At 52.2% G+C, this 26264-nt stretch carries 25 protein-coding genes; 6 read left to right on the top strand and 19 right to left on the bottom strand.

Features of this window, described 5'->3' with window-relative positions; translation table 11 throughout:
• Positions 1-505 precede the first annotated feature (505 nt).
• The 14 genes from hprK to GA004_RS17765 form a co-directional block, all read right to left on the bottom strand.
• Entirely contained in the window at positions 506-1468 is a 963-nt protein-coding gene (hprK, locus tag GA004_RS17830; RefSeq protein ID WP_283395232.1) for an HPr(Ser) kinase/phosphatase, read from the bottom strand.
• Positions 1469-1562: 94 nt separating this feature from the next.
• Positions 1563-2342 (bottom strand): LPS export ABC transporter ATP-binding protein, encoded by a 780-nt coding sequence (gene lptB, locus GA004_RS17825; protein ID WP_283395231.1) that lies wholly within the window; start codon positions 2340-2342, stop codon positions 1563-1565.
• On the bottom strand, positions 2342-3070 hold the full coding sequence (locus GA004_RS17820; protein ID WP_283395230.1) for an LptA/OstA family protein: 729 nt from the start codon (positions 3068-3070) through the stop codon (positions 2342-2344). Before GA004_RS17820 ends, lptB begins: the two co-directional genes overlap by 1 nt.
• Complete coding sequence (locus GA004_RS17815) at positions 3067-3519, bottom strand: hypothetical protein (protein WP_283395229.1); 453 nt, start codon at positions 3517-3519, stop codon at positions 3067-3069. Before GA004_RS17815 ends, GA004_RS17820 begins: the two co-directional genes overlap by 4 nt.
• Entirely contained in the window at positions 3516-4025 is a 510-nt protein-coding gene (locus tag GA004_RS17810; RefSeq protein ID WP_283395228.1) for a KdsC family phosphatase, read from the bottom strand. The genes GA004_RS17815 and GA004_RS17810 overlap by 4 nt, the downstream gene beginning before the upstream one ends.
• A gap of 3 nt (positions 4026-4028) precedes the next feature.
• The gene (locus GA004_RS17805) at positions 4029-6086 is read right to left on the bottom strand and encodes an alpha-ketoacid dehydrogenase subunit alpha/beta (RefSeq protein ID WP_283395227.1); all 2058 of its coding nucleotides are present in this window, start codon (positions 6084-6086) and stop codon (positions 4029-4031) included.
• A 15-nt stretch (positions 6087-6101) separates the two neighbouring features.
• Positions 6102-6635, bottom strand: a complete 534-nt coding sequence (locus GA004_RS17800; protein WP_283395226.1) for a hypothetical protein — start codon at positions 6633-6635, stop codon at positions 6102-6104.
• A 7-nt stretch (positions 6636-6642) separates the two neighbouring features.
• On the bottom strand, positions 6643-7626 hold the full coding sequence (locus GA004_RS17795; protein ID WP_283395225.1) for an aldo/keto reductase: 984 nt from the start codon (positions 7624-7626) through the stop codon (positions 6643-6645).
• Positions 7627-7730: 104 nt separating this feature from the next.
• Entirely contained in the window at positions 7731-8180 is a 450-nt protein-coding gene (rpiB, locus tag GA004_RS17790) for a ribose 5-phosphate isomerase B (RefSeq protein ID WP_283395224.1), read from the bottom strand.
• 123 nt (positions 8181-8303) lie between these two features.
• The gene (locus GA004_RS17785; RefSeq protein ID WP_283395223.1) at positions 8304-9131 is read right to left on the bottom strand and encodes a helix-turn-helix domain-containing protein; all 828 of its coding nucleotides are present in this window, start codon (positions 9129-9131) and stop codon (positions 8304-8306) included.
• 454 nt (positions 9132-9585) lie between these two features.
• Complete coding sequence (locus GA004_RS17780) at positions 9586-10443, bottom strand: alpha/beta hydrolase (protein WP_283395222.1); 858 nt, start codon at positions 10441-10443, stop codon at positions 9586-9588.
• 77 nt (positions 10444-10520) lie between these two features.
• Positions 10521-11114: a hypothetical protein gene (locus tag GA004_RS17775; RefSeq protein WP_283395221.1), complete on the bottom strand. Its 594-nt coding sequence runs from the start codon at positions 11112-11114 to the stop codon at positions 10521-10523.
• Between the two features lie 380 nt (positions 11115-11494).
• Positions 11495-12580 (bottom strand): DUF3500 domain-containing protein, encoded by a 1086-nt coding sequence (locus GA004_RS17770; protein ID WP_343218873.1) that lies wholly within the window; start codon positions 12578-12580, stop codon positions 11495-11497.
• Between the two features lie 320 nt (positions 12581-12900).
• The gene (locus GA004_RS17765) at positions 12901-15348 is read right to left on the bottom strand and encodes a DNA translocase FtsK (RefSeq protein ID WP_283395219.1); all 2448 of its coding nucleotides are present in this window, start codon (positions 15346-15348) and stop codon (positions 12901-12903) included.
• Between the two features lie 103 nt (positions 15349-15451).
• On the opposite strand from GA004_RS17765, the gene GA004_RS17760 reads away from it, so the two are divergent.
• The 4 genes from GA004_RS17760 (at position 15452) to dnaJ (ending at position 19054) form a co-directional block, all read left to right on the top strand.
• Positions 15452-16396 (top strand): type I phosphomannose isomerase catalytic subunit, encoded by a 945-nt coding sequence (locus GA004_RS17760; RefSeq protein WP_283395218.1) that lies wholly within the window; start codon positions 15452-15454, stop codon positions 16394-16396.
• Positions 16397-16430: 34 nt separating this feature from the next.
• Complete coding sequence (locus GA004_RS17755) at positions 16431-17141, top strand: hypothetical protein (protein WP_283395217.1); 711 nt, start codon at positions 16431-16433, stop codon at positions 17139-17141.
• Positions 17142-17257: 116 nt separating this feature from the next.
• Complete coding sequence (locus tag GA004_RS17750) at positions 17258-17857, top strand: nucleotide exchange factor GrpE (RefSeq protein ID WP_283395216.1); 600 nt, start codon at positions 17258-17260, stop codon at positions 17855-17857.
• A gap of 45 nt (positions 17858-17902) precedes the next feature.
• Positions 17903-19054, top strand: coding sequence for a molecular chaperone DnaJ (gene dnaJ, locus GA004_RS17745; protein WP_283395215.1), 1152 nt, complete (start codon positions 17903-17905; stop codon positions 19052-19054).
• On the opposite strand, the gene GA004_RS17740 is transcribed toward dnaJ, so the two are convergent.
• A complete protein-coding gene (locus GA004_RS17740) occupies positions 19051-20403 on the bottom strand; it encodes a condensation domain-containing protein (protein WP_283395214.1) in 1353 nt (450 codons plus the stop codon). The two genes, dnaJ and GA004_RS17740, sit on opposite strands and share 4 nt — an antisense overlap.
• A 183-nt stretch (positions 20404-20586) precedes the next feature.
• Between GA004_RS17740 and GA004_RS17735 the strand changes: the two genes are divergently transcribed.
• Both GA004_RS17735 and GA004_RS17730 read left to right on the top strand, forming a co-directional pair.
• On the top strand, positions 20587-21927 hold the full coding sequence (locus GA004_RS17735) for a cytochrome P450 (RefSeq protein WP_283395213.1): 1341 nt from the start codon (positions 20587-20589) through the stop codon (positions 21925-21927).
• A gap of 63 nt (positions 21928-21990) precedes the next feature.
• Positions 21991-22860, top strand: coding sequence for a 50S ribosomal protein L11 methyltransferase (locus GA004_RS17730; RefSeq protein ID WP_283395212.1), 870 nt, complete (start codon positions 21991-21993; stop codon positions 22858-22860).
• A gap of 242 nt (positions 22861-23102) precedes the next feature.
• Here GA004_RS17730 and GA004_RS17725 read toward each other — a convergent pair whose 3' ends face one another.
• The 4 genes from GA004_RS17725 to accB form a co-directional block, all read right to left on the bottom strand.
• Positions 23103-23669, bottom strand: a complete 567-nt coding sequence (locus GA004_RS17725) for an Asp23/Gls24 family envelope stress response protein (protein WP_283395211.1) — start codon at positions 23667-23669, stop codon at positions 23103-23105.
• A 25-nt stretch (positions 23670-23694) separates the two neighbouring features.
• Positions 23695-24114: an Asp23/Gls24 family envelope stress response protein gene (locus tag GA004_RS17720; protein WP_283395210.1), complete on the bottom strand. Its 420-nt coding sequence runs from the start codon at positions 24112-24114 to the stop codon at positions 23695-23697.
• A gap of 170 nt (positions 24115-24284) precedes the next feature.
• Positions 24285-25640, bottom strand: a complete 1356-nt coding sequence (gene accC, locus GA004_RS17715) for an acetyl-CoA carboxylase biotin carboxylase subunit (RefSeq protein WP_283395209.1) — start codon at positions 25638-25640, stop codon at positions 24285-24287.
• An 83-nt stretch (positions 25641-25723) separates the two neighbouring features.
• Positions 25724-26170 carry an acetyl-CoA carboxylase biotin carboxyl carrier protein gene (gene accB / locus GA004_RS17710; RefSeq protein ID WP_283395208.1) on the bottom strand — a complete coding sequence of 149 codons (447 nt, stop codon included), beginning with the start codon at positions 26168-26170 and terminating at the stop codon, positions 25724-25726.
• Between the last annotated feature and the right edge of the window lie 94 nt (positions 26171-26264).

Genomic DNA, 26264 nt, shown 5'->3' with positions numbered 1-26264 from the left:
TGAAATAGTTAGAAACGTTGATGGTTATTCACATCATTTAGAGGATCGCATCGTACGGGTTGTTTCTAACTCGGAATCCGATGAATTGGGCCACGACAAAAATCGGGTAACGTACTTGAGAGGGTCTACGTGTGGGAGAGTTTTTCAAGTCGTTGTAATTTAGGAATTTAGAGGGAAATCGGTGGCGGTGTGCTCGAATTTGTGAGAAAAGATGAAAACAGGGAGTGTGAGATGCGTTAAAAAGTGAAATCTAGAAAGAGTAACGTAAAGGGAATCGTATATCTCAAGCTCTAGTTTTCGACAAGTTATTAACATTTTCCTGCGGATAAGTATTTTGGAAAAAAACTTGCGCCACCGACAAAAAATCATCTCGGACGGAACCTGTTAGAAATAAGCTCTTTAACGAGTTTGGCTCGAGAAAAACAGCTCCGTTTGACCTTGAATTAGAAAAATAAATACGAAAAATTCAATCAGGAAACGGAAAAAATTATTTTTTCGTAATCGTTTATTTGCTGGTCGACATTAAATCGATGAGACGATCGTTGAAATCCCTGGCGGGATCGTGTCCCAGTCGCTTCAGTGCTTGGACCATCGAAGCGACTTCGACGATACGAGCGATGTCTCGCCCAGGTCGAACATAGATTTCGATGTGTGGCACATCGATGCCGAGAATGGTAAAGTAGTCTTGGTCAAGTCCAGTCCGGTCTTCTTGGACCTCAGGCGTGAGTTCCAGGAGCGAAACCACGAGGTCTATTCTTTTTTCGGGACGGATACTTCTGACACCGAACATTTCGCCCACATTGATGATTCCGATTCCCCGGCACTCCATGTACCCTTGGTTTAGCTCCGCACTCGAAGCCATCAGTTCGCGCTCATCCAGTAATCGAATACGGGTTAAATCATCTGCCACGATGCTATGCCCGCGCTCAATCAGCGCGAGGGCGCATTCGCTTTTGCCGATCCCGCTCGATCCCCGGATCAAAGTCCCCATCCCTTTAATATCCATCATTGTGCCGTGTTCCGAGGTGGAGGGCGCGAAGGCGGCGTCTAGGGAAAGGGTGGCCGCGTTGATAAAGTTCATCGTGATCATCGAAGTACGGAGGATGGGTAGGCCTCGCGCTTCAGCGATTTCCTTCATGATGGGAAGGGGTCGGTAGTTCCTTGCGATCACGAGGCAAGGGATGGATTGGTCGATTAGTTCGGAAAGGCGTTTTCTCTGAGTGTCTTTGTCGAGAGTCCGCAAATACTTCATCTCGGACGCTCCCAAGACCTGAAGCCGCTTGTTGGCAAAATATTTGAAGAATCCGGTTAGGGCGAGGGAAGGACGATTGACGCTCCCTTCGCGTATGACCCGTCTCAATCCCCGATGTCCCGCTACCAGTTCGAGCTTTAGGTGATCCGAGTAGCTCTTAAGGAAGTCCTTAATGGAAAGACTGTCGATTTTCTTGATTGGTTTCGCAGCGGTCATAGGAAGAAAACGGAATTTTGAAGAGACCTTATCCCATTGAGGAGAGGAAAAGCAAAACCTTTGCAGCGAAAGCTAGGATCAGACGGCTTCCCGCTTACATGTTAAAATTCTCGCCGAGGTACAGCTTTCGGCTTTTGGGGTCATTGATGAGGAAATCGCGGTCACCGCTGGCGAGCACTTTTCCCTCATGGATCAGGTAGGCCCGATCCACGATCGCGAGCGTATCTCGGACATTGTGGTCCGTAATAAGGATCCCTATACCCCTTTTCTTCAGAGCGAGAACGATCTTTTGGACTTCGGCTACATTGATCGGGTCAACTCCGGCAAAGGGCTCATCCATCAAGACGAACTCAGGCTGGGTGACGAGGCAGCGGGCAATTTCGAGGCGCCTTCTTTCCCCGCCACTGAGCGTGTAGGCCTTTTGCTTAGCGAGAGAGGTGAGCCCGAGGTCAGAAAGCTGGCTTTCTATGAGGGATTTCCGTTGGCGCCGGTTTAAGGGGAGCGTTTCCGCAACGGCCTGAACGTTTTGCCAAACGGTGAGTTTTCTAAATACGCTCGGTTCCTGGGGCAAATACCCGATGCCTAGTCGGGCCCGTCGATGGACCTTCAAGTGAGTGATTGTTTTTCGGTTCATTAGTACGAAACCCCGGGTCGCTTCGACGAGACCAGCTATCATGTAGAACGTAGTGGTTTTTCCCGCTCCATTGGGTCCAAGCAGGCCCACGACTTCACCGGTTCCAATGTCTAGGCTCGCCCCATTGACGACTGTCTTCACTCCGTAGGTTTTCACCAGGCCACGCGCCTCGATCATGTTGGGCTCCTTTGCCGGCTCCTCTTGGGCCGGCTTGGGCTCTTCCTGTTCGACCTCGCTCATCAGTTGTTCTTGGAACGGTTTGGCTTCTTGGAATTTTCCTCTTCCTTCTTGGGTTCAGAATTACTGGGATCCGCTGCAGCTTCGCTTGTCGGTTCGGCGGATGCCGGAACCATGGACTCCTCATCTTCCTCGAAACCGAGGTCTTTAAGCGGGGGAGCGGAAATGCGGATCTTGTTATTGGGATCTCCAACCCATTCGATCCGTCCATTGCCTCGGTAAATCTTCAATTGGGCGCCCGTTCCGTCGATCGTAATGTCTCCCTGGTATAGAATGGGATCCTCATCCAGCAGGATGAAGTCATCGTTCGGATAAACCTCGGCGAGTCCTGCGGTGGCAGATCGCTGGTCTTGCACGATCCGGACATTTCCGGTGGCGATAATCTTATTGATCGAACTGATGTCACCAATGGTGTCATTCCCGTCCTTGTCTTTGACTTTAGTGAAGACCTCGATTTGGTTGCAGGTGATTTCCAAGTTTGTCGCCACCATTCTGACGCTTCCGACTCCAATCAAGTATCCCTTTTCCTCGGTAATTTCAGCACGAAGGCTTTCGGCTTCAATTTCCGTTTGTACCAGTGGTATGTCGGATATGAAGGGCTTGGGGCCGAGATCCTCGACGGGGGGGGTGCTCGGCGTTTCTTCCGAGGGTTCCGTTGCGGGTTCATCTTGTCCTGTGAGCCAATTCGAAGCTAACAGGGCGATGGAAAGAATGGTTGAAATTCGCTTCATTTAATTACGTTTCCGATAGCGGAGAAAATGACGATTTTGACGTTCTTGTTGATGACGAGCTGATTCCCGTTCTCTTGCCAGATCCAATCATCTCCGGTCAGGACGAAGGAGTCGTTCTCAAGCTTGATGGAACCAGGTCCCGCAGCGGAGCGCTTTTTGTTTTGATCCATACGGAAAAGGGCTTCCGGACTTTCCATCGTTCCGATTACAGCGTCCCTTTCGTCTCCCGTGTATTGGTTGAGTTCCATACCTAGGATGCGGATTTCGACTTCGTTTAGTATAATCGCCTGTTCACCCCTCAGGTAGCCGGTTCGATAGCCGTCGTCATTGAACAAAGGGAGTTTGAAGTTGGTGATGGGTTCGTCCAGGGTTTGGGCGAAGCCAAGCACCCCTAAGAAGATCAATCCCAGGACGGCCCAGCGGTTTGATTTTGTTCGGAAAACCTTCATTTAGCTAATTGAGAACGCGCGGCGAGGATATGGTTGCATACTTCGCGCACAGCGCCGTTTCCACCAGCCCGTTGGGTCGTGTAATTCGCGGCGGCCAGGAGTTCGGGTTGGGCTTCCGGGACGGCCACGCCGATGGCGGCTAGCTCGATCGCTTCGGTATCGATGGTATCGTCTCCCATATAGGCTGCTTGCTCGGGCTTGAGACCCAATTCCTTTAGAAGCGAAGAAAGCGCTTTGGCTTTGTCTTTCCTGCCCTGAATGACGAAATCAACCTTGAGCTCCTCCGCCCGGCGATCGGTTGCGTCCGATCCCCGGCCCGATATCCAGGCAATTTTCACGCCTGCTTCACGGAGCATGACGAGACCAAGGCCGTCGATGATGGAAAAGCGTTTTGTTTCCGATCCGTCCGAGGAGACATAGAGACTGCCATCGGTCAAAACGCCATCTACGTCCATCGCGAACAATTCGATGGCGCCCCAATTCAAGTTATGAGTCATTTCGCTCATGAACTATTCAGCCTCTAACCAGTCTATCATGGATGCAAGGATGCTATTCGCGTTGGGGCGATAGTCGGCTTCCAGTTCAGCAGCAAACGGAACCGGCATGTCTTTGGATGTGATTCTGAGGGGAGGGGCTTCTAGGTCGAAAAAATGGTTTTCGACGATGCGGGAAACCAGCTCCGCGCTAAAGCCAGCATTGCGGCGGCTTTCGGTTATGACGACGAGTCGGCCGGTTTTCGCAACGGATTCCTGGATGGATTGAAGATTGAGAGGGTTGAGCGCTCGGAGGTCCCAAAGCTCACACTCCAAGTCGTATTCTTCCTTCAAATACTCGATGGCTTCGTTGGCCCATATCGTCATTTCCCCGTAGGTCACTACGGTGGCGTAATCTCCCTGGCGTCGCAGGGCCGGCTGCCAGATATTGCTATAGTTCGGGTTGAAGGTGATGGGTGATTTGAGGAGATTGTAGAGATTCTTGTGCTCGAAGAAAATGACTGGATTGTCCTCTTCATAGGCAGCCAGCAGACCGTCAAACGCATCCTGGGGGGTGCTGGGGTAGAGGAATTTAGTTCCGGGAATATGGAGATAGAGTGCTTCGAGATCTTGGGAATGGAACGATCCAAAAGTGAGCCCCCCACCACAGGGAAAGCGATAGACGAGCGGGGCATTCGCTCCCGAGCGGAAGTGATAGGTGCCGGCATTCAGAGTGATTTGCGTAGTCGCGTCCGTCGCGAAGTCGGCAAACTGGAATTCGACGATGGGGCGATGGCCGTTGACTGCCAAGCCCGTGGCGTAGCCCACCATAGCGGATTCGCAAATGGGCGTATTGATTACGCGGTTACGTCCGAACTCTTGGAAGAGTCCCTTGGTGACTTTAAAGGGTCCTCCATAGTCGGCGATGTCCTGTCCCATGATGATCGATTCAGGAGATTCTGCCAAAATCTTATTCAGGGCGCGATTGATGGCCTGGGCAAAGGTCACCGTTTCCGTGGCGGATTCTTCGGCAGGTTTCCAGTCGATCTCTAGGTTTGTCTTCGCGTAGACATCGTCGATGAGTCCTTCCGGACTGCACATGGGCAGCTTGAGGGCGGCGTTGACGGTCTCGGTGACGAAGCTCTTTAGCAGGGATTCTTCCTGCTCAATGCGGTCGCCATGCCCCTTTGCGACCAAGCGCTCACGAAGGTTTTTGAGGCAGTCCTCATCGAACCATTTTTGAGTAAGCTCCGGATCGATATAGTCGAGGGTATCGTAGCCCGCATGCCCGAGTAGCCGAAGCGTATGCATTTCGATCAGCATGGGTCGGCAGGTCTCCCGGGTTTCGTCGATCGCGTCCTGAAATACCTTTAGGTTTTCCTCGATATTGGCGACATCGAGCTCGATCCCTTTCATGCCGTATCCCTTGGCCCGGTCGACGAGTTTGCCCGCATACTGTTCGTGGAGGGGCGTCGAGTAAGCGTAATTATTGTTTTCGACTACAAAGATCACGGGAAGGTTGAGCACGCTCGCGAGATTCATGCTCTCGTGAATCTCACCCGTGCTCGATCCCCCATCGCCGAAGAAAGTGATGCCAATCGCCTTGTGTCCGTTGCGGCGCTGGGAATCGGTTCCGCCCATAACATTGGAGGACATCTTCCCTAGGTGGCTGATCATGGGGAAGCTTCGATTCTTGGGATCGCCATGGTGGGCGTTCCCCTCGCGGCCTTTGGTGGGGCTCCCTGAATTTCCTAGGAACTGGCACACGTGATCGCCGAGATGATCGGACCAAACGAGATGACCGGGCATGCCACGATGCGTCCAGGAAACACAGTCGATAGACTTGTCCATCATGAGACCTAGCGGGGCGACTAGGCCTTCATTCCCGTCTGACACGGTGACCGTACCCTTCATTTTGCCCTGCCGGTAGAGTTCGAAAATGCGGGCGTCCGTGAAGCGGCTGTAAACCATCCAGCGATAGGCGAGGAGCAAGTCTTCGTCGGTTGCCGATTTGCTTTCGATACGGAGGTCTCTCTCGAGGAGAATGTCGGGTGTTTTCGGAAACGCCTCGGGATTCTTTGCAGATGAGCTCATGAGTGAAAGATTAACTTACGATTCCGGGGTTAGCAGATCAACGCTTCTTGCGCCCTCGCCCAACTGTTCCTTGAATGCTTCGAGCGAGTTTGGGAATTCAACATCGCTGGCGGAGGACCAATTCCACGCTTTTCCTAGGACGACGCGCTTTTTCAGCTTCTCCGAAGCAGGCAGTTTCATTTCGGATACGATTGAGGTGATGACTTGGGCGGACAGTCCTTGGGGAGGGCTCAACTGGAAGAGGCAGTAAATCGCTTCGTCCGTTTCCCATGCCTCGAGAGGGGCTAACTGCCAGCCGGCGGAGGGTGTATCCAATTGGACCGTGGTGGTTTCAGATTGGATCGGCTCAGATTGCAGACAACCAGCCAGGAGGATGAAAAGCCCGGCGAGAGCGAGGACTTTTTTCAAAGTGGGGCAACCGGTTCGAAATTCTGGGAAATCAGCGGATGTTAGAGGGTGGCGGGCGATCTCCGAGCGCCCACATACGAGCGAATTGAGAGGGGTGCTCGGAGATCGCCCGCTACCTTTGAAAACATGGCGGTAAAACATCGAATCTCTAAACATCGATTTCCTTAACAGTGCTTAGAGCCACGTTGATCTCGTCCATCAGTTCGTCATCGAGACTGTCGACGAACTCGAGCGAGGCCAAATTGTTTACGAGCTGCTCCGGTTTAGACGCGCCTAGAATGACGCTGCTTACATTTTCGTTTTTAAGGCACCAGGCGACGGCCAGTTGAGGGAGATTCGCGCCGATTTTTTGGGCAATACTCTCCAGCGTTTCGATCACGGGGACGATTCCATTTTCTTTTAGGCGTTCCCAGCGTTCGCGAAGAAAGTCGAGGCGTTCGATTGAGAGTCGGCTATCGGCGGGAATTCCTTCGTTGTACCTTCCGGTCAGCATCCCAGCGGATACCGGGGAGAAGGTGGTCATTCCAAGCCCGATTGAATGATAGAGTCGTGTGAGCTCACCTTCGACCCGATCCCGGTGAATCATGTTGTACCGCGGCTGCTCCATGGTGGGCGGGATCAAGTTGTATTGCCGAGCCACACTGTAGGCTTCCATGATCTCCCCGGTACTCCATTCGGAGGTGCCCCAGTAGAGCACTTTACCTTGCTGGATAAGCGTATCCATGGCTCTGACCGTCTCTTCGATGGGCGTTTCTGGATCCGGACGGTGACAATAGTACAAATCGAGGTAGTCGACCCGGAGGCGTTTGAGGGCTGCGTTGCAGGCTTCTATGACATGTTTGCGGCAAAGTCCCGTCTGGTTGGGCTGGTCGCCACCCCAAAAAACTTTGCTCGAGACGAGGAAAGTGTCTCGAGACCATCCAAACTTGGAGAGAATGCTACCCATGACTTCCTCCGACTGCCCGGCCGCGTAGCCCTCCGCATTGTCGAAGAAATTGATACCGGCATCGTAGGCCGTTTTCAGGCAAGACTCCGCGACCGCATTGTTCACCTGGTCACCGAAAGTGACCCAGGAGCCAAATGAAAGCTCGCTGACCTTGAGGCCTGACTTGCCGAGACGTCTGTATTTCATTGTCTGATTTAAGAGTTACGAATGCAGAAATAAGAAGTGCTAGTAGTGAACCCTCCTAGTTTTGGAAGCCAATCCTCGATCTTCGTTCTTACTTCTTCAATTATCTACGGGTAGCGTTTTGCGTCGATTTTTTCGATTCGGGCGACATGCCGGCCGCCTTCAAATTCGGTTTCCAGCCAGGTATCCACAATGTTAAGAGCCTCCTGCTGAGTGACTGTTCTCTCACCTAACGCGAGCACGTTGCCGTCATTGTGGGACCGGTTCCACATTGCGAGCTGCTCGTTCCAGCATATGCCGCACCGCACTCCGGGCACACGATTCGCCGTGATGGCCTCGCCGTTTCCCGAGCCTCCGAGCACGATTCCCCGATCGCACTTACCGGCAGCGACCGCCTCTGCAACCGGGCGAATAAAGTCAGGGTAGTCGCAGGATTCGGTTGAGTCTGTCCCGTAGTCCTTAACAGTTTGCCCTCGTTGGGAAAGATGGGCGATGATCGCTTTCTTGTAAGTGAATCCGGCGTGGTCAGAGCCAATTGCAACGGTGAGTTTGCTCATCTGCTTGGTATGGGGACGTCCAGCGCGCGATTCAACGCATTTTTAGGCCACAGACCTCAAGTTTTGCTGGACCCTAGAAATAGACCCAGAAAACGAGCCCAACCGAAGGCTGAGACCTTCGTTCTAGTTGCCCGCCTGTTGTTGCTTTAGGATGTTGGCAGGAGTGATGCGGATGGAGCTCCGGTCCGTTTGCATCTTGTAGGTCTTGGTGCCAATGCGAATGGAAAGGGCGTTGGCGTCGCTATAATTGATGCGCACGCTTCCCGAAGCGGAAAGCTCTTTCTCCTGTCCTGCCGGCAATACGGCGAAAAACAACGGAATGTTTCCTTCCACCTGCTTTATTTCCACTCTAACATCGTCATTGGCGATCAGGGTGAAGGCCGCTGCATTGGCTGCAGGAGCGACGACGGCCTGCGTCTCCGTGAGATTTGAATCAGGTGCGGGATCGCTGGATCCCATGAAGGTGAGGAATCCCCAGATAACGACGATGATTAGGACCAAAGCGAGACCGGCGGCGATCCCGATCTTGATCGCGACATCCTTGTCGATATTGAATCGCTCCCAGATTGGAATGGATTCGGAAGGCTCGTTGGCGCTCTCGATCGCCCCGTCGTCCACCGATCCGGGGTTCTGGACCTCTTCGGCCACCAAAGGCTGCTGCTGCAGCTCCAGCCGCCCCAAAAATTCACGCGCGTCGCGTCGAGAGGACTTTCCTTCTCCAATCAAGTGAGCGTTGTAGTCCGTGATGACCTTGTCTGAATTGACTTTCAAGTAGTTGGCGTAGGAACGGAGGAATCCGCGAATATAAATGTCGGGGAGATTCATCTTGAACGTGTTCGCCTCGAAGTTGTTGAGATACTCGCCACGAATCTTAGTCGCTTCGGATGCTTCTCTCACCGTGATGCCCTTACGCTTGCGGGCTTCTTCCAGACGTTCGCCTATACTCTGCATGAAATTATTAGTTATCGGGGATTTTTAAATAAAACAAGCGATTAGGCGGCAGGTTTCAATGAAACTCTCATAGAAGCCCGTTTTTAGCTGGCAGTTAGCAGTTGTTGGCTGGCGATTGGCGGTTGGCCACCTGCTTCGATTGATGACTCGAAGTTCGCGGAGGATTGGGATAGGGGAGTAACGGAATTGTGGGTACAAATGAGGTATCTTTTGAGGGGTGAGTTTGCCGCTACCAGGTATTAATACTTTAGGGCTGGCACTTGTCCCGAGGGTCACGAGCTTGTCCCACAGCGGTATACCGCTATGTTAGTTGGATCATCGGATTCGGAATTCAGGTAGGGCTGACTATCCCGAGTCAGCCGTTACTGCAGGAGGATCGGTGCAGTGCGGCTGTTTAAGGATAAACAGCCCTACCTAAGTTGGCGACCGCAGCGATTCGAACCGAGGGATGACCCTACCTCTGCGGCTTCAAAAAGCCAAGGCTGACGAGGAAATGGTCCATTTTCTTGATGCAATCCTCATAGTACTCCTTTCCGTTCGCGTTGGGTCGGCCGGGATTGAAGAAGCCGTGGGCTCCGTTTTTATAAATATGGAGGTCACAGCGTCCCCCGGCATCTTCGATCGCCTTTTGGAAGGCGACTCCGGTGCCCACGGGGATGAGATTGTCGTTGTCACCCAACAGAAAAAGGGTTGGGGGTGGCGAGGAGATGTTGTGGAGGGGCGAGAACTCTTCCCAAAATTCCCGGACGCGATCGTGCCCGTAGCCGTTGACGCTGTTGTCGATTACGGGATTAAAAAGCAGGAGCGCGTTGGCCTGGGTGGAAATTTTCTTATCGTCACGGGTGTCGTTGAACCCTTCGCAAAAGGTCGTGGCCGCGGCCAAGTGACCTCCTGCAGAACCGCCACCGACGGCGAGGCGGTGAGGATCGATTCCAAGCGACTCTGCATTTGCTTTCACATAGCGAATGGCGCTCTTGGCGTCGACGAGGCAGACGTTGGGCGGCACTGAGTGTGAATTTAGCGTCCGGTACTGAGCGCAAATCGCCACCATCCCTCGCTGGGCCAGATATTCCCCTTGAGGGGCGAAGTGCTCGATGTAGCCTCCATTCCAACCGCCGCCGAAGAAGAAGACGGCACAAGGCAATGCGGTGCCTCCGGCCTGACCCGATGGGCCGTAGCGCTTTAGGATGAGGCTTTCGCTGGGACTGGTTTCCTTGAAGGCGATGATCTGAGTGCTGATGAGCGAATCGCTGGCCTGCAGGCTGAGATTGAATGTTATCAGGGTAAGGACTAGGGATAGCGTGGTTCTCATCCTTCCCATGCAGACACAAAAAAAGCCCGCAGTCGATTGCGGGCTTTAAAAATTTTGTATGAGTAACGGTTTTTCGCTCACTTGCGGCGTTCGAGGAATCCTATGAGTCCAAAGCCTATTCTGAGGAGAATAATAGTGCTGCCGGAGTCGAGGACATTCCCTGCTGGACGCAACCCGCCGAACCGGTATTGATTGGCACTTTCAACACCTACGTCCGTGGGAAGGGTCGTACTCCAAGTAACCTTAGACATCCGAGCTCCTCCCGTCGCAAAAATTGTGGGCTTGTTCTGACTGTTCCAGGTTACGGCAAAAGGGTTTGAGGTAAAGGTTGAGAGAGCAGACGAAGTGTAATCGACCGTGAATACGATTGTTCCAGCCGTTTGTGCTGCTTTAAGCATATCTAGGTTGGCATATAGGCTTGTAAAGCTTGCGCCGTCTGTCAAAGCAAAGGCCAAATTATTGAGGTAACCAGCCGTTTCTGCATCCAACATGGCCTGTCCACCGCCTGAATCCAGCGAGGTAGTAGAAGTGAAAATAGCCACATAACCCGTGCTGTTAATGTTGGCGTTGATCGTAATCCCCGTGCTGTTCTGATAGAGGACATTATCGATGTCGCCGCTGCCGCTCTCCAATCCTGTGCGAACGGTGATTGTCGGAATTGTAATGGCCATTATTGCCGGAGCACATGGGAGCATGCCATACACTTTTACGGATTTTCCTAAGATTTTCGAACAATCCTTCTAGGAGTTTGTGGGGGAATCTCATGCAGGAAGACTTAGCTTTTGCTTGATTGGACCTCGTCTCCAAGACGGAGCTACGCGGAGATGGAGCTACTTTCTCGGGGTAACTACCCCGACGTGTAGAGGTGGATGGAAAGTTAGCCCCTTGATTCGAACCTTCCATCCGCGAAGCGGATACCAATTGGCCGACCTCTAGTGAGGACACTTCTGAGGAGAGAGCGAAGCTAACTAGGAATGATGACCCAATTTGCTCAACTTACTTGATTTTCGATCATCCGTCTTCTCACCTTTACCTCGAGACAAGTCGTTTGCTAGTGGTGGTGTTTCTCGAGGTGTTGTCGCAGCAGGTCCTTGCCGTAGTCATTACCATTGGGGGTACGGACGACGATATGGACGTGCTGGCGGACGGGGCTGCGGCCAGGGTAGTATTGCCGCATTCCCACGGGTCCTTGATGATCAAATTCAATGAGAATCACGGGGCTGTGGATCCTGTAGTAGAAAACGGCGTCGTCGCTCGTATCGCCTACCCAGGCGAAATGGGTTTCATTTAAATGTTCCGCGATCTCGCTCATGCGGGCTTTGGCATGTCCATCGTCCATGTTGCCCACGTAGAGACCGACCAGATCGAGCAGTTGAGCTTGCTTTTTCGAGTTGAGCTCGGACGCTTTGATTCCCGCGTAGTCGAGGACGACGTTGTCCTTGAAGGCTTCGGTGAGGTTGTTGTTGCGCGTCTTGTCCGACTGGATGATCGCCTTCTTTTTCTGGATTTTGTCGAACGTTTGGATCAGAGCCAGTCCCTGATTCTGCTCGTCCTGAAGGATGGCGGTGCCCTTAAACTGGCCCGACTCGGCAATCACCGGCTCGGAGCCGACGAAAACAGGCGACATGACCACCTGGTCACCGAGAACGAAATAGTTGATGATCAAGTGGTGCCCGTCGATTTGCCATCCCCAGGGTTCCTTGGCGGAGGGCTCGCCCATGAGGGTGATCCAGTAGAGAAGCTCATTGTACTGAGGGAAGTCGTTGTTGTTCAGCTCCCCCAGGGTCCGATTTAAATTCATGATGTCCTTGGATAGCTTGAGCCCCTTGGCACTGAGCGAGGCTTTCAGGAGCCCAAACGCCGCATCGCGTTGAGTAGGGTTCATCTCGTCAAAACCGACTCCTTGGCGAACGTAGAAATGCTGGTTCATCCACTTGCGCCATTCCGGATCGTCTATGGGAAACTTTGTCTTGGCCTGCTGCTCCGGGTTGAGAGTTTTGAGCAAGGCCAAGGCGGCCATGCGGACGGGTTCCGTCGAGACACCAGTGGATCGGATTTGGAAAAGGTCCTTTTGAACTTCTCCATTGGTCGTTACTCCCTTGAAAGGCTCATCCAGCCCATTTTGCTCCACCCGGATCGAGTTTTGGCGGAACCGGGTGTCGCGGTCGCTGCGGGGTTGAGCGATGAGAAAGGAAGGGAGCAGGATTGAAGCGGCAATAGCGGGAAGGAGTATTATGGAGAACACGGACAATTAATAGGGAAATAGACTCAAAGGAGCAAGCGGGAAATTGGATGGCCTCTTCGAGCGGGCGGGTGAAAATTCCCGTAGGAGCGGTTTTACACCGCGATAAACCTCACTACTAATCGCGGTGTAAAACCGCTCCTGCGGAAGAGAATGAAATCGTTGCAAAAACGTCCAAAAGCATCCTTTTAGTGACTTCCGTGGTTAGTAAATACCTACATCGAGTCCAGGTCAACGAGGATTTCGCGGGGGCTGGAGCCGTTTTCGGGGCCGACGATTCCGCGGTCTTCGAGATCTTCCATCAAACGGGCGGCTCGGTTGTATCCAATTCGCAATCGCCGCTGGAGCATGGACGTCGAGGCCCGTTTGGTGGAGCGGAGCACGTCTAGGGCTTGAGACAGCAGATCATCCCCTTCTTCCTCTCCGCCGCCCAGCGTCAGCTCTTCGGGGGATTCGATTTGGCGTTGGACTTCTTCGGCAAATTTTGGCGGACCGTTGGATTGAAGGTCTTCAACGATGTCAGCGATCTCCTCGTCCGATACGAAAGCTCCTTGTGATCGAATGATCTTGGAGCTTCCTGGGGGCGAGAAAAGCATGTCGCCGCGACCGATGAGCTGTTCGGCTCCGGGTCCGTCGAGAATCGTTCGACTGTCGATCTTGGAAGATACTTGGAACGAAATGCGGCAGGGAAGGTTCGCTTTAATGACTCCGGTAATGACATTAACGGAGGGACGCTGAGTTGCAATGACAAGATGGATACCTGCGGCGCGAGCCAGCTGGGCGAGACGGGCGATACCCGTTTCCACGTCGGCAGGGGCGACCATCATGAGGTCGGCTAGCTCGTCCACGATGCATACGATGTAGGGAAGCTTGTCCGGTATTTCGTCCAGCACGCCTTCATCGCGAGGGACTGAAATCTCCAATTGCTCATCTTCGGTTTTTTCCGCTTCCGTCTTTTCTCTTTCCGATTTTTTCCGTCCGTTGAATCCGGCAATGTTTCGCACGCCCACCTTGGCGAAAGTCTCATAGCGGTGCTCCATTTCGTTGAGCAGCCACTTGAGAGCTCCTGGGACCTTTTTAGGATCGGTCACCACGGGGATCAGCATGTGAGGAAGGGCATTGAAGACCTTCATCTCCACAATCTTGGGATCCACCATAATGAACCGCAAAGTATCAGGACTAGAATGGAACAGTAGAGAGGTAATGATCGCGTTGATACAAACCGTTTTACCCGCGCCCGTTGCCCCCGCGATGAGAACGTGGGGCATCTTGGTCAAATCTGAAATGATCGGTTTGCCGCTGACATCTTTTCCAAGAGCGATTGGAATCTCCGCTTTGGACTTGGCCCAGTCCTCGGACTCGAGGATCTCGCGAATTCCGACGGGCGTGGGGCTTTGATTGGGAACTTCGATGCCGACGCAACCCTTGCCCGGAACGGGCGCCAAGATGCGGACCGATTGGGCCCGCATACCGAGGGCGATGTTCTTGTCCAAGCTCGAGATTTTTTCCACCCGAACCCCCGGTGCGGGATAGACCTCGTAACGAGTGATGACGGGACCGATATGGATTTCGCCCATGGTGACCTCGACGCCGAATTCCTGTAGCGTTTTCTGAAGTCGTTCTGCGTTCCCCGCATGTTCGTCCTGAGAATTTGAATGGTGGGGGATTGCCTGGGGGGCGAGAACGTCGAGATTCGGAAAAATATAGTCGCCGTGTGAATGGGGTAGTTTGACTCGAGCTTTCTTCGTCTCCTCGGCAGCCACGAACTTGAGCACTTCCTTGAGCGGTGGCTTCTTTTTGGATTCCTCTTTCGGTTCAGGAACGGGAATGGGTTTCCGGGGTTTCGCAACCGGCTCCGGATCGATTCCCGCCTTTATCTTTGCAGTGCGTCCTTTTGCCGCGGCTCTTCCGTCGGCGACCATTTGCTTGGCGGCGTTTTTCTCATCCTGGGCCAAGCGTTTCGCTTCGATTTTTTCCTCATTTAGGCGAGCCCGTTCTTCCTCGCGTGCGAGCTTAGCTAGCTGCCTGGCCTCCCGTTTCTCCTCGCGAGCCGCTTTCCACTGGGCCAGCCAGCCGCGAATTCCGCCTCCTTTTTCTCCAAAGGTCGACGAAGGAAGCCCTGGGGACACGACTAGGATGAGGGTCGTTAGAAAAACGGCTCCTAGTATGAGAGTGGATCCTATGTCGCCAATATAGGTTCGAACAAAATGGGAGTAGAGGAACTGTCCCAAGACGCCACCGGCATCTTTTGCGTAAATCAGTTTATCCAGGTAAAACAGATTTTGAACAGCGAGCAGGCCGGAGTAGCTTATGACGTTGCAGAGCATCGCGACCGCGATGGCCCAGGTGCCATGCCGTACTTTGCGAAAGTAGAGCCAAGCCCGCCATGCGAAGAAGATCGGGATGAACCAGGCGGCCCCCCCAAAGAAGTAAAAGCTGAAGAGGGCGAGTTTTACCCCTAGCAGGCCGAATGCGTTGGTTTGGGAGCCGAGGGACGGATCGGTGAAGTTGTCCGGGTTTTGGCTCGGATGGAAATCAAGATACGAAATCGATAAGAGGGCGGCGAGCAGGGCGTACAAGCCAACCCACCACCAGCGGCTTCTGAGTCGAGGCTGATTGATGTCGGATTGTTTTTTAGAGTTGGAAATGCGATTTCCGGGCATATGTCTGATTCTGAATCTCGTTTGGGCTGCGATTCGCGGCTCGAAGCCGATTATGATGTAAAAAGATGAAAAGACTGTTTTCCACGGAAACTGCAAGGACTCGATGAGCTATCCGATTTACTTTAAACCTATTTATCAAGAACGCGTATGGGGCGGCCGGAATTTGAGCACGGCACTCGGCCGGGATCTTCCCGATGGGGGACCCATTGGCGAAAGTTGGGACGTGGTTGATCGTTCAGAGGCAATGTCGGTCATAGAGGGAGGCCCGCACGACGGAAAGTCGCTGAGAGAGGTAATTGAATCTGATCCGACAGCGATAATGGGCGAAAGTTACGATTCAGAGCGACCGTTTCCCATCTTGGTGAAATGGCTCGATTGTGCGGATCGGCTGAGTCTGCAAGTTCACCCTCCAGAGGAGGTTGCCGGAGAGCTCGGTGGCGAACCCAAAACGGAAAATTGGTATATTGCGAGTTGTGCGGAACAAGCGTCCTTGATTGTCGGCCTCAAGAACGGCGTTGAACGGGCCGAGTTTGAGTCGCGACTCGCGGAAGGCACCCTTGAGGAGTGCGTGCACCGTTTTCCGGTTTCCGCCGGTGAGTCCATACTGGTCGAAAGCGGGCGTTTGCACGCGATAGATGCCGGCAACCTGATTCTAGAAATCCAGCAAAACTCCGACACGACTTATCGCGTCTACGATTGGGGTCGCGAGGGTCTTGATGGTAAGCCCAGGCAACTCCATGTGGAGGAATCGCTTAAGTGCATCGATTGGAACGATTTCGAGCCTTCCACTTGTAAAAAAACACCGGGAAGGGCTGTTTTGGCGGATTGCCGCGAGTTTCGACTTGTAAAATATGCTCTCAATTCTGAATCGGACCCCCTTGTTTTGGGTTCTGGAGCCGCTCGACTCGTCAGCGTAGTTGACGGAATGGTCCAATTTGGAGAAGCTAGGGTTTCCAAGGGAACGACTGTATTGTTACCGGCCAGTCAAGACTTCGAGGCAAGTTGTCTGTGGGATGCTACTCTTTTAGTTACCGATCGTTTTATTTGATACCGGAAGCGACGAAAGTCCGCTCAATATTTTGGTGAGCCAAGAAGAGAAAGAAAGTAAGAATGTTGACCGCCCATCAGCGGGGAGTCCGATTGTGTCGCGACGAGGCGGGGTATTGAAGTCCGCTTTCTTCTTTGGCCTGTTCTTATCGGCGGCGATCACCCTGGCATGGATGGTCGCCCTCCCGATGGCATTCGACTACAAGCTCGAAAAAGACACGGGCTGCTCATGGGGCGCCGACCGATTGGCGTGTAATCCATTTGGATTCAACATTCGGATTGAAGACGCCGTTTTGGGAAATTCCCAAGGTTTCGGTGAAGGAAGGCCCATGATGGATATCAATCGATTTGAGGCGAAGGCGAAGCTGAAGACACTCATTTCTGGAACCGCTGAAATCGAGCGTGCTTACCTCGACCTGGATCGCGTGTCGCTCATCGTCGACGAGCAGGGCCAACTCAATCTAAAGAAATTCGCCAAAGACTTGTTTGGTGAATCGAAGGGGCTGGGGAACCAGTTGCTAATCGAGCATTGCCATCTGAAAATCAAGACGGTCGAGATAATGGACTTCTCCTCTCCGACTCCCACGCACAAGGCGCTTCGGCTGGGAGTGGATATCGACGACTACAAAGCGGAAGGGGCATTGGGGATTTTCAAGCCATTGTTTGAAATCGTTGCCCGAGCAGAGTATTTGTCTGAAGGAATCGGCGGAATCGTCGATGCGAAAACGGTGATATCGAGTTTTTAGCAAGAAAACGAGGTCATCGGGAACAAATGAGGCTGGACCTTCTTGAAAAACTTTTTGATTCCAGAGGGCCCAAACCTAATAAACTAGGTATGTGAGGATTAGAACGGAAACGGGTAATGAACAAAGCTGAGGAAAAAGAAAACACAGAAGATCCAATTGAAGGGGTCGCCGAGGAATCGGTAGATTCGATTGAAGCGTCGGGTGAAGGCGAAGCAGTAGAGGAGCAGCCAGTTGAAAAAGAGCTGTCCCTCGAGGAGCAGTTGGCTGAGGCCAAGGCACTTGCGGACGAAAACTACAAAAACTACCTTCGGGCCGTAGCGGATCTAGATACGTATCGCCGTCGTGTGATTCGCGAGAAGGATGATCTGCGCCAATACGCCGTCTCGGGATTGCTGGAGTCGATATTGCCGATCTACGACAACATGGGATTGGGACTAATGTCAGCGGAGCAAGCGGTGGATCCTAATGTAGTCGCTGAAGGAATCCGTATGGTCATTACGCAGTTCCAGACCGTTTTAGGCGAAAATGGGATCGAGGAAATCAGCCCAGTGAAAGGAGATGCCTACGACCATAATTTACACGAAGCGGTGCAGACCCAGCCGAGCGACGAAGTTGAGGCGGGAGCCGTTTTGCAGTTGGTTCGCCGGGGATTCTCGCTAAACGGACGACTCATTCGCCCTGCCACGGTTATTGTTTCGGGAGAGGCTTCCGAATAATAGGTTAGCTAATTGAGCCCAAAGTCTAGAGAACTGAATTAAACTGTGAAAGAGGACTATTACGAATTGCTTGGGGTGAGCCGCCAAGCGACCCAGGACGAGCTGAAAAAGGCGTATCGCAAGATGGCCGTTAAGTTTCACCCGGACAAGAACCCGGGCAATAAGGAGGCGGAAGAAAAGTTTAAGAAAGTCTCCGAAGCGTACGAAGTCCTCAAAGACGACCAGAAAAGAGCCGCCTACGATCGGTACGGGCACGCCGCTTTCAGTGGTGGCGCTGGGGGAGGCGCTTCTGCGGGAGGACCTTTCCATGACCCGTTTGACATTTTCAGTGAGGTATTCGGCGGAGGCGGCGGAGGGGGAAGCATCTTCGAGGAGTTTTTCGGAGGCGGCGGAGGCGGACGCAGTTCGGGCCGTAGTGGGGCCCAGCGCGGATCGGATCTGCGTTACGATTTGGAGATTCAGCTAGAGGATGCGGCTAAGGGCACGGAGAAAGAGATATCCTTTCGCAAGCCCGTTCATTGCACTCGTTGTAAGGGAAATGGAGCCGAGCCCGGAACCGGTGTGGTGACCTGCCCGACTTGTGCGGGTCACGGACAGGTGACGGTGTCCAAGGGGTTTTTCTCAGTCAGGCAGACCTGTTCGACCTGCCATGGCAGTGGGAAAAAAGTGGAGAAAGCCTGTTCCGCCTGTGGCGGCGAAGGTCGCGTTAATGAGACGACCAAGATTAAAGTCAAAGTGCCTGCCGGAGTAGACACGGGTTCAAAATTGCGTTCGGCTAACAATGGTGAGGCCGGGGCCGGAGGCGGACCTTCGGGCGACCTTTACATCGTGATTCATGTCGCGGAACACGAAATTTTTGAGCGCCAGGAAGAAAATCTGTTTTGCCAGATTCCGATAAAGTTTACTTTGGCTTCTCTGGGTGGGACGATTGAAGTTCCTACTCTGACGGGCAAAGCGAGTCTAAAAATACCGGCTGGTACCCAGTCGGGAACTACGTTTAGGCTGAAAGGCAAGGGGATACCTAGTTTGCGCGGCGGATATTTTGGGGATCAAATGATCAGGGTTGAAATCGAAGTGCCCACCTCCCTTTCAAGCGACCAACGTCAGAAGCTCGAAGAGTTTGCTTTAGCCTGTGGTGACGCCGACGAGCCGGTCGGAAAGACATTCTTCGATAAAGCGAAAAAGTTTTTCGACTAATTTTCCCTTGGCTGGGTCGTTTCCCTGGTAAGAGTCGATTTGAACTCAGCTAGGAAATCGTCCAAGAGTTCTTCCGCTTTTTCTCTATTTAGAGCCAGTGGATCGTAGTTGAGGTCCATGCACAGCTCTCCGCCATAAATGCTTAGCAAAAGTGTCGTTTGCGTTTGTGGGCGAATAGGAGCAACGGTAATTGTTTTTTCTAAAGTTGCATTCTCAATATGCAATTTCTGATTCTCATCGAGCAATGGGCTTAGAGGGAAAACGCGTCCGATGTTTGAAAGGACTGCGGTTGTGCGGCAAATATTCCGATGGCTCATCTTGCGAATCCCGTTGGGTCGAAGACGATGGATCCAAAGCAGAGCGAGAAAAGTGAGAGAAAGCATGCCCTTTTTAATGAAAGTCATGTCCTCGTGAGCTCGTCTTAATAGTCGCTCGCGATTGGAAAGTCCCTTGGATTGCCGATCAATAGGAGTTATGCTGATTACGTTGCAAGCGGGTAGGTGAAGGTCGGATTTGGATCTTAGATTTTTGGGGACGCTTATGCGAATCCAGTCCTCAGGGGAGCCCACACCGTTTCTGTTTCGCCACGTGCCGATCGCGGAATGTAAAAATGCGAGACAGTGGTCATTTAGACTTTTTCCGCTAGTTTTGGTCAATTTCTGAAACTGATCAAATCGCGATTGATCTAAATATTTGGATACGACATTTTGCGGCCCTTCTGAGTCTGGTTGTTCTGGGTATTCGAGCGGAGCCAGATTTAGGGGGCTTATTCTGCGCGACGTTAACGTAGCTGCGATAATGAGGCCTGTAACTTGGGCGGGCAGTAAGGCGATTTTCTTGGAAATGCTTAGTCCGAATTTGCTTCTGTGTGGCAGAAGCTCGGGTATTGGGGATGGGATGTGATGCACTTTCCCAAACCGGTTGTCGTAGGCTAAAAGGATGTCTTGGAGGAGAGCTGAGGAGGCAACGCCATCACAGATGACATGGCTAATGTTTAAAAGGAGAGTCCACCGATCGTTGCTTTCAATGACATGCAGTTCCCCGGAGACCTCTTTTGTAATGTCGAATCGCTTCAATTCCGGTCTAAAAGAATGGGGGCCATGCTCGTGCCAGTGGATGGGGAAAGTGCTCGAATCGTCGATCCGCCAATGGGGTGAACGGAAAGACCTTTTCTCCACCGTCGCAGTTAGAAGAGGGTGCATCGCGGTGATTTCGTGGACCGACTTTTCGAAGTATTCGCGATTCACCGAACCGTTGAACTGAAGTTCTTGAACGATCCGACTCGGGTACCCTGGCTGATCCTCATGCAGGAGGTATTGTTCAAATAGAGTTAGCGGCAAGTAGGGCACGTTTGGAGAAAATTAGGAAAACGGAATGTGAGATAACGATTGCGAGGGATCTCTAAAGGTAGAGTTTCATGACTTCCTGAGCCGCAGATGTCCAGAGTTTGAGGGGAAGGCTATTCCTTTATTGCTGAAGAGATTGACTGTCCCGTCCTGACCTACAGTTTGTTGCGGATCATCCCTTCTACAATGTCATTCACGCGCGAACTTTTGGATACCTTGAAATACCTTAATTTGGCGCGCACCAATATGGTGGCAGCTTGGCCCAAATCGTTTTACCGGCGAGAGCTGATTCATCAGAAAGTCCTGGGACGAAATATTTTCATTCTCAATCGACCAGAAGATGTTCAGCGGGTCATGGTCTCGAATGCCGGCAACTACAAAAAGAGCCTTGCAAATCGACAAGCGCTAAAGCCGATTTTGGGTCAGGGGCTTTTTGTGAGCGAAGGAAAGCTTTGGGAAAGGCAGCGAAAACTTCTGTCACCCAGCACCCATCGGAATCGGCTCAAGGGATATGCCCAAACAATGGTCGAAACGGGACGGGAAACGGTTGAAAAACTGAACGGCAGTGACGAGAGCCAAATAGTGGATCTGACCGAAGAGCTGACTCTTTTGACATCCGACATCATAACACGAACCATGTTTGGGGTTAAGCTCGGGGAGCGGAACCAATTGCTGTATCAAGCTTTTCAAGACTATTTAGCATCTCATGGAAGAATCCACATGAGCGAGTTGATTGGCCTGCCGGCTTGGATTCCAAGGCCTGGTCAAGGAAAGGGGAAAGCCGCGGTGCGGCTTTTTGATAGCGTGATCCTCAGTGTTATCGAGCAACGACAGAAATCGAATGACCGGCACGATGACCTGCTTGAAATGCTGCTCGAGTTTCGAGATGAGCAGGGCGAAGAAATGGGCTTCACTCTTTTGAGAGATGAAGTAGCCTCTATATATCTGGCGGGGCACGAAACCACAGCTATCACACTGACCTGGGCCTTTTACCTCCTTCACGAGCATCCGGAAGTAAAACAAAAGCTTTGGGACGAACTCGAGTCGGTCCTGGAGGGTCGCGATCCGACTTTTGATGATGTGCCAAAATTGGCATACACGCGAGCAGTAGTCGAAGAGTCTTTACGCCTGTATCCTCCGGTCCACGTCTTTTCGCGGCAGGCTCTCGGAAAAGACGTGGTGGCAGGTATTCCAGTGCCTAAGGGATCATTCATGACAATTTCTTCCTACGTTTTGCATCGACACAAGCTCCTCTGGGAGAATCCAGATGCTTTCGAGCCAGAGCGGTTTTTGCCAGGTCGCTCAGGAGACGTAAAACAATACTCTTATATCCCGTTTGGAGCGGGGCCGAGGATCTGTATGGGTAAGCATTTCGGATTGATGGAGGCGGTGCTGTTGCTAGCTCTTTTCGCTCAGCATTACGATTGCAAGTTGAAATCGGGGCATCCTGTAGAGCCCCTCGGAAGAATGACGCTCCGGCCTCACATGGGTATGCCGATGAGGATGGTCAAGCGTAGCCGATCGTGAAGATCAGTGAAATAGTCGATTTTCAGCTTTTTCAATGGGCGTTCTTCCTTCTTAATTTGGGGTATGTTCGAAGTTAGGGGGCAACTTTCGCGGGAAGAATTTGAATCGGTCGAGAATCTCATATTCGAGTCCGAGGGGATGGAGCATTGGAATTTGTACGAGAATTTCGATGACAAAGGGTATTGGGTGCAAGGGGTGTTTGAATCGCTGGAAGATGCGGAGGTGGGTAAACAGGCATTCGAAGAAGCAGTTGCAGTTTCCGGTGACCTTAAAATTCTCGAATTGGAGGATCGAGATTGGAAGGAGAGCTACAAGGATCACTTCAAGCCGTGGGCGATCGGAAACCTGCATTGGGCCCCCTTGTGGCTAAAGGCTGAATACGAATTACCTGAAGGCCATCAAGTAGTGTGGCTCGATCCGGGCATGGCGTTTGGAACTGGCAATCACGGAACCACTCGTCTTTGCGTAGAGCAATTGATCGCATTCAAGGAAAGCGGGCAAAGCGAAAAGGCCTGTCGCCTAGTGGACGCAGGATGTGGGTCTGGGATATTGGCAATTTCCGCAGCCAAGCTTGGATTCGAAAATGTTAAGGGCTTCGACAACGATGCGGATGCGGTTCGGATTGCGGCGGAAAACGCGGACTTAAACGATGTAGGAAGGATCGAGTTCGCTGTCTGTGGAATCGAGGAAGGGCTGCCTGAAGCGGGGGGAGACTGCCTGTTGGCGAATATTCTCGCGAACGTCCTTGTCGCGAATTCCGAACGGCTAGTGAGAGCGGTTGCTCCCGGTGGCTGGCTAATCCTCAGCGGTATTTTAGGAACTGAGGTGGAGCAGGTCGCTGACCATTTCAGAGGTTGCGGCAAATGGAGTGCTGTCAGAACAGACGCTCTAGATGAGTGGGCCAGCGTTACTCTCGTAAAACTACCTCGTTAGGAAAGGTCTACGATGGGCTCTCACCCGACTAGTTCGATAGGTGCAACAGTTCACTTATCGCGCGGTTGCGAGATTGGGTTCGTCTTGCCCGATGTGGAGACCGATTTCCGGAAATACTGAGGCAAGAGATAGGTCGTCGTTGATAACAATAGTCAGCAGAAAGCCTTGTTCCGCTTCTAGGGATCGGCGTTCTACTAGCTCAAGCAGTCTCCGTTTTTCGGGATGGGTCTGAGGGAGCTCAACTACTCTCTCTCGGGCAGTTTAGCGGGAGAATCGCTAGATGGGCTGGGCAGAGCTTGAGGCTTTGGCTCGAGGATGGACTCGCCTACAATAGGGGCTGCCTCGAGAACCGATTCAGTTTCGGTTGCGGGCAGTTCGTCTACGTCACTTTTTCCAAAACTGGTGACCATGATTTCGATGGGGCCAATCTGCTCAAAACTGAGAGACTTCTGGAGCAACTCCGATATTCGGTTTTGCAATCGTTCACTAGTCTCCCTCAGGTGGTCCGCCTTGGAGAGGCGAAGCGACACATTCGTGTTGATTTGCTCACCGACGATTTTTACTACGGGCCGAGCGGCTTCGACCCAATCGTCTTTTAGGCAAGCTTGTCTTATCAGATCTTGAAGCGCTTTCCGTGAAACCAGAACGGATCCCGTTGAGCTTGAGAAGGCGGTCAAGCGGGAGACGGGGTTTTTCAGCACTTGGCGGAGACCGATGATAACCAGAGCGAAAGCGACGAATATACCGATAATCGTGTACGGGGACAGCGACTCTATCAAGTCGTTCGCCTGTTCTATTAGTTCGGGCATACCAGGCGCGAGTTAAGCGTCATAACTAGACGTTGTCGCTTTCCTTCTCCTCAATTGATTCATCGTCTGCCATTTTGACGCCTTCGATAATGACATCGACACCGGCTACGGGCTTACCCGTCATGTTCGTCACTTGCTTAGCGACAATCATTTGCAGGCTTTCCGCCGTTTTGGCGAGTTCGACGCCGTATTCCATCAAAACGCGGATTTCGATCTGGTAGTTACCTGCCTCGTCTTCGGAGACTCGTACTCCCTTGTCGGATTCCTTGCTCGAAATTTGGGCGATGAAGTTTTCTACAAAGCTTCCCCCGACGGCAAGTACGCCCGGCACGTTGATGGCCGCCATTTTAACAATCGTAGATACGACGGTGTGGTTGACTTTGATTTCCCCGAGCGATCCTTCTGACAACTCGCCGGTTTCAATAGTGCTTTCTTGAGATTCCATTTGTATTAGATGATTTGAAAATTTGGATAGTGACCTGCTCGAATGGTTTAGTGACCCGCGAATTCGTGCTGAGTTCTATTGTTGAGAATGGTACGAAAAGAAAAATGTTTCAAGGTAAGAGGCAATTAAATGGAAAACTTCGGCTTCCTGTACCTCTCTATCGTCTGGAATCAGTCAAATTTGGGCTTTCTCTCCAAGAAATCTTCCATGAAGGCAGTGGTGGCTTCACCTGCCTGGAATTTGGGATCGCTGATAATGGCCTTTTGGAGGGGAATCGTTGTCTTGACCCCTCGAATTATATATTCGCTCAAAGCCCGATACATGCGTTGAATCGCAACGTCGCGCGTGCGTCCATAGGTGATCAACTTGCCGATCATGCTATCGTAGTAGGGCGGGATGATGTAGCCCCCGTATGCGTGGGAATCTACGCGAACGCCGTGGCCTCCGGGCGCATAGTAAAGATCGATGCAGCCAGGGCTAGGAATGAAATTGCGAGAAGGGTCTTCAGCGTTAATGCGACACTCGATGGCGTGGTAATTGAATTGCACCTCTTCTTGGGTGAACGCGATGGGCTCGCCGCTAGCTATCAAAATCTGTTGTTTGATGAGATCGACTCCGGTGACCTCCTCCGTTACCGGATGCTCGACCTGAATCCGCGTATTCATCTCAAGAAAGAAAAACTCGCGCTGGTCGTTAACCAGAAATTCGATGGTGCCGGCTCCTTCGTAGTCCGCAGCTCGCGCCGCTTTGACAGCGGCTTCGCCCATCCGTGCTCGCAACTCGGGGTCAACGAAAGGAGAGGGCGCCTCTTCGATTAGTTTCTGGTGCCGCCGTTGAATCGAACAGTCTCGTTCACCCAGGTGGATGACATTGCCATGCTGATCCGCTAGAATCTGGAATTCAATATGGCGTGGATTTTCGATGAATTTTTCTACGAAGACATCGCCGTTTCCGAAGGCTTTTTCGGCCTCGTTTCGCGCCACGTGGAATTCCTTTCTTAAAGAAATTTCATTGTGGGCAATCCGCATTCCTTTTCCGCCCCCTCCGGCGACTGCTTTTATCATGACCGGATAGCCCACGCTTTTCGCGATCTTTGCCGCTTCATCCTCCGAGTCGATTACTCCGTCGCTCCCTCCACATACGGGAACCCCTACTTTCTGGACGGTTTCTTTGGCGACCGCTTTGTCTCCCATCCTTCGGATAGCATTCGCTGAGGGCCCAATGAATTTAATGTTGCAGGACTCGCACTGCTCAGCGAAGTCAGCGTTCTCGGCCAGAAAGCCATAGCCGGGATGAATCGCATCTACATCTGCGATCTCAGCGGCGCTAATGATTCGATCCGCTCGAAGGTAGCTTTCAAAACTTTGCGGGCCTCCAATGCAAATTGCTTCGTCTGCAAGCTGGACGTGAAGCGACTCCACGTCCGCTTCGGAATAGACTGCGAGTGTTTTAATGCCTAATTCGCGGCAGGCGCGGACGATGCGAAGGGCGATTTCGCCGCGGTTGGCGATGAGTACTTTCTGCATTTGGGAGAGAGTTTAAATTGAAGCGACAATCCGACAAAATCTCGGCCGACTGTGTATACGGGTCAAACGACTTAGCGGGCGAACTAACTCAGTCGGAAGAGGCGTTGACCGTATTCCACGGGCTGCCCGTTTTCTACTAGAAGCTCCGCAATGTCGCCACTTTGCTCTGCCTGAATCTCGTTCATAATCTTCATCGCCTCGATGATGCATACGATCGAATCACCAGATACAGTGTCTCCAACTTTTACATACGCAGGGTTTTCTGGTGAAGAGGAGGCGTAGAATGTCCCTACCATGGGTGATGTAATATAGACCCCTGAGTCGCTCTCTACTTGTGGCACGCTCGCGGGTGCGGCCTGCGGCACGGGCGCACTTGGCTGCGCGGGGGCATAGCTCACGATGTGAGGTTGGGCTTCCTTCCCTGTATCGCGTTTGATTTTCAGCTTAAAATTTTCTTCCTCAACCCCGAATTCCGAAAGATCGGACTTTTTCATTAGGTCGACTATTTGTTTTATTTCCTTTATATCCAAAGCTCTGTGGGAGTTAAGGTTCTAGTGTTAAGAGAAGTCGTTCGTTAATGGATTTTTCTTGGGATGCAATTATCTTATTTTCCAAGATATTCGA

Source organism: Candidatus Pelagisphaera phototrophica (assembly GCF_014529625.1).
GTDB classification, from domain to species: Bacteria; Verrucomicrobiota; Verrucomicrobiia; order Opitutales; family Opitutaceae; genus Pelagisphaera; species Pelagisphaera phototrophica.
The sequence above is the reverse complement of the archived record's forward strand: the minus strand, read 5'-3'. Positions and strand labels throughout refer to the sequence as shown.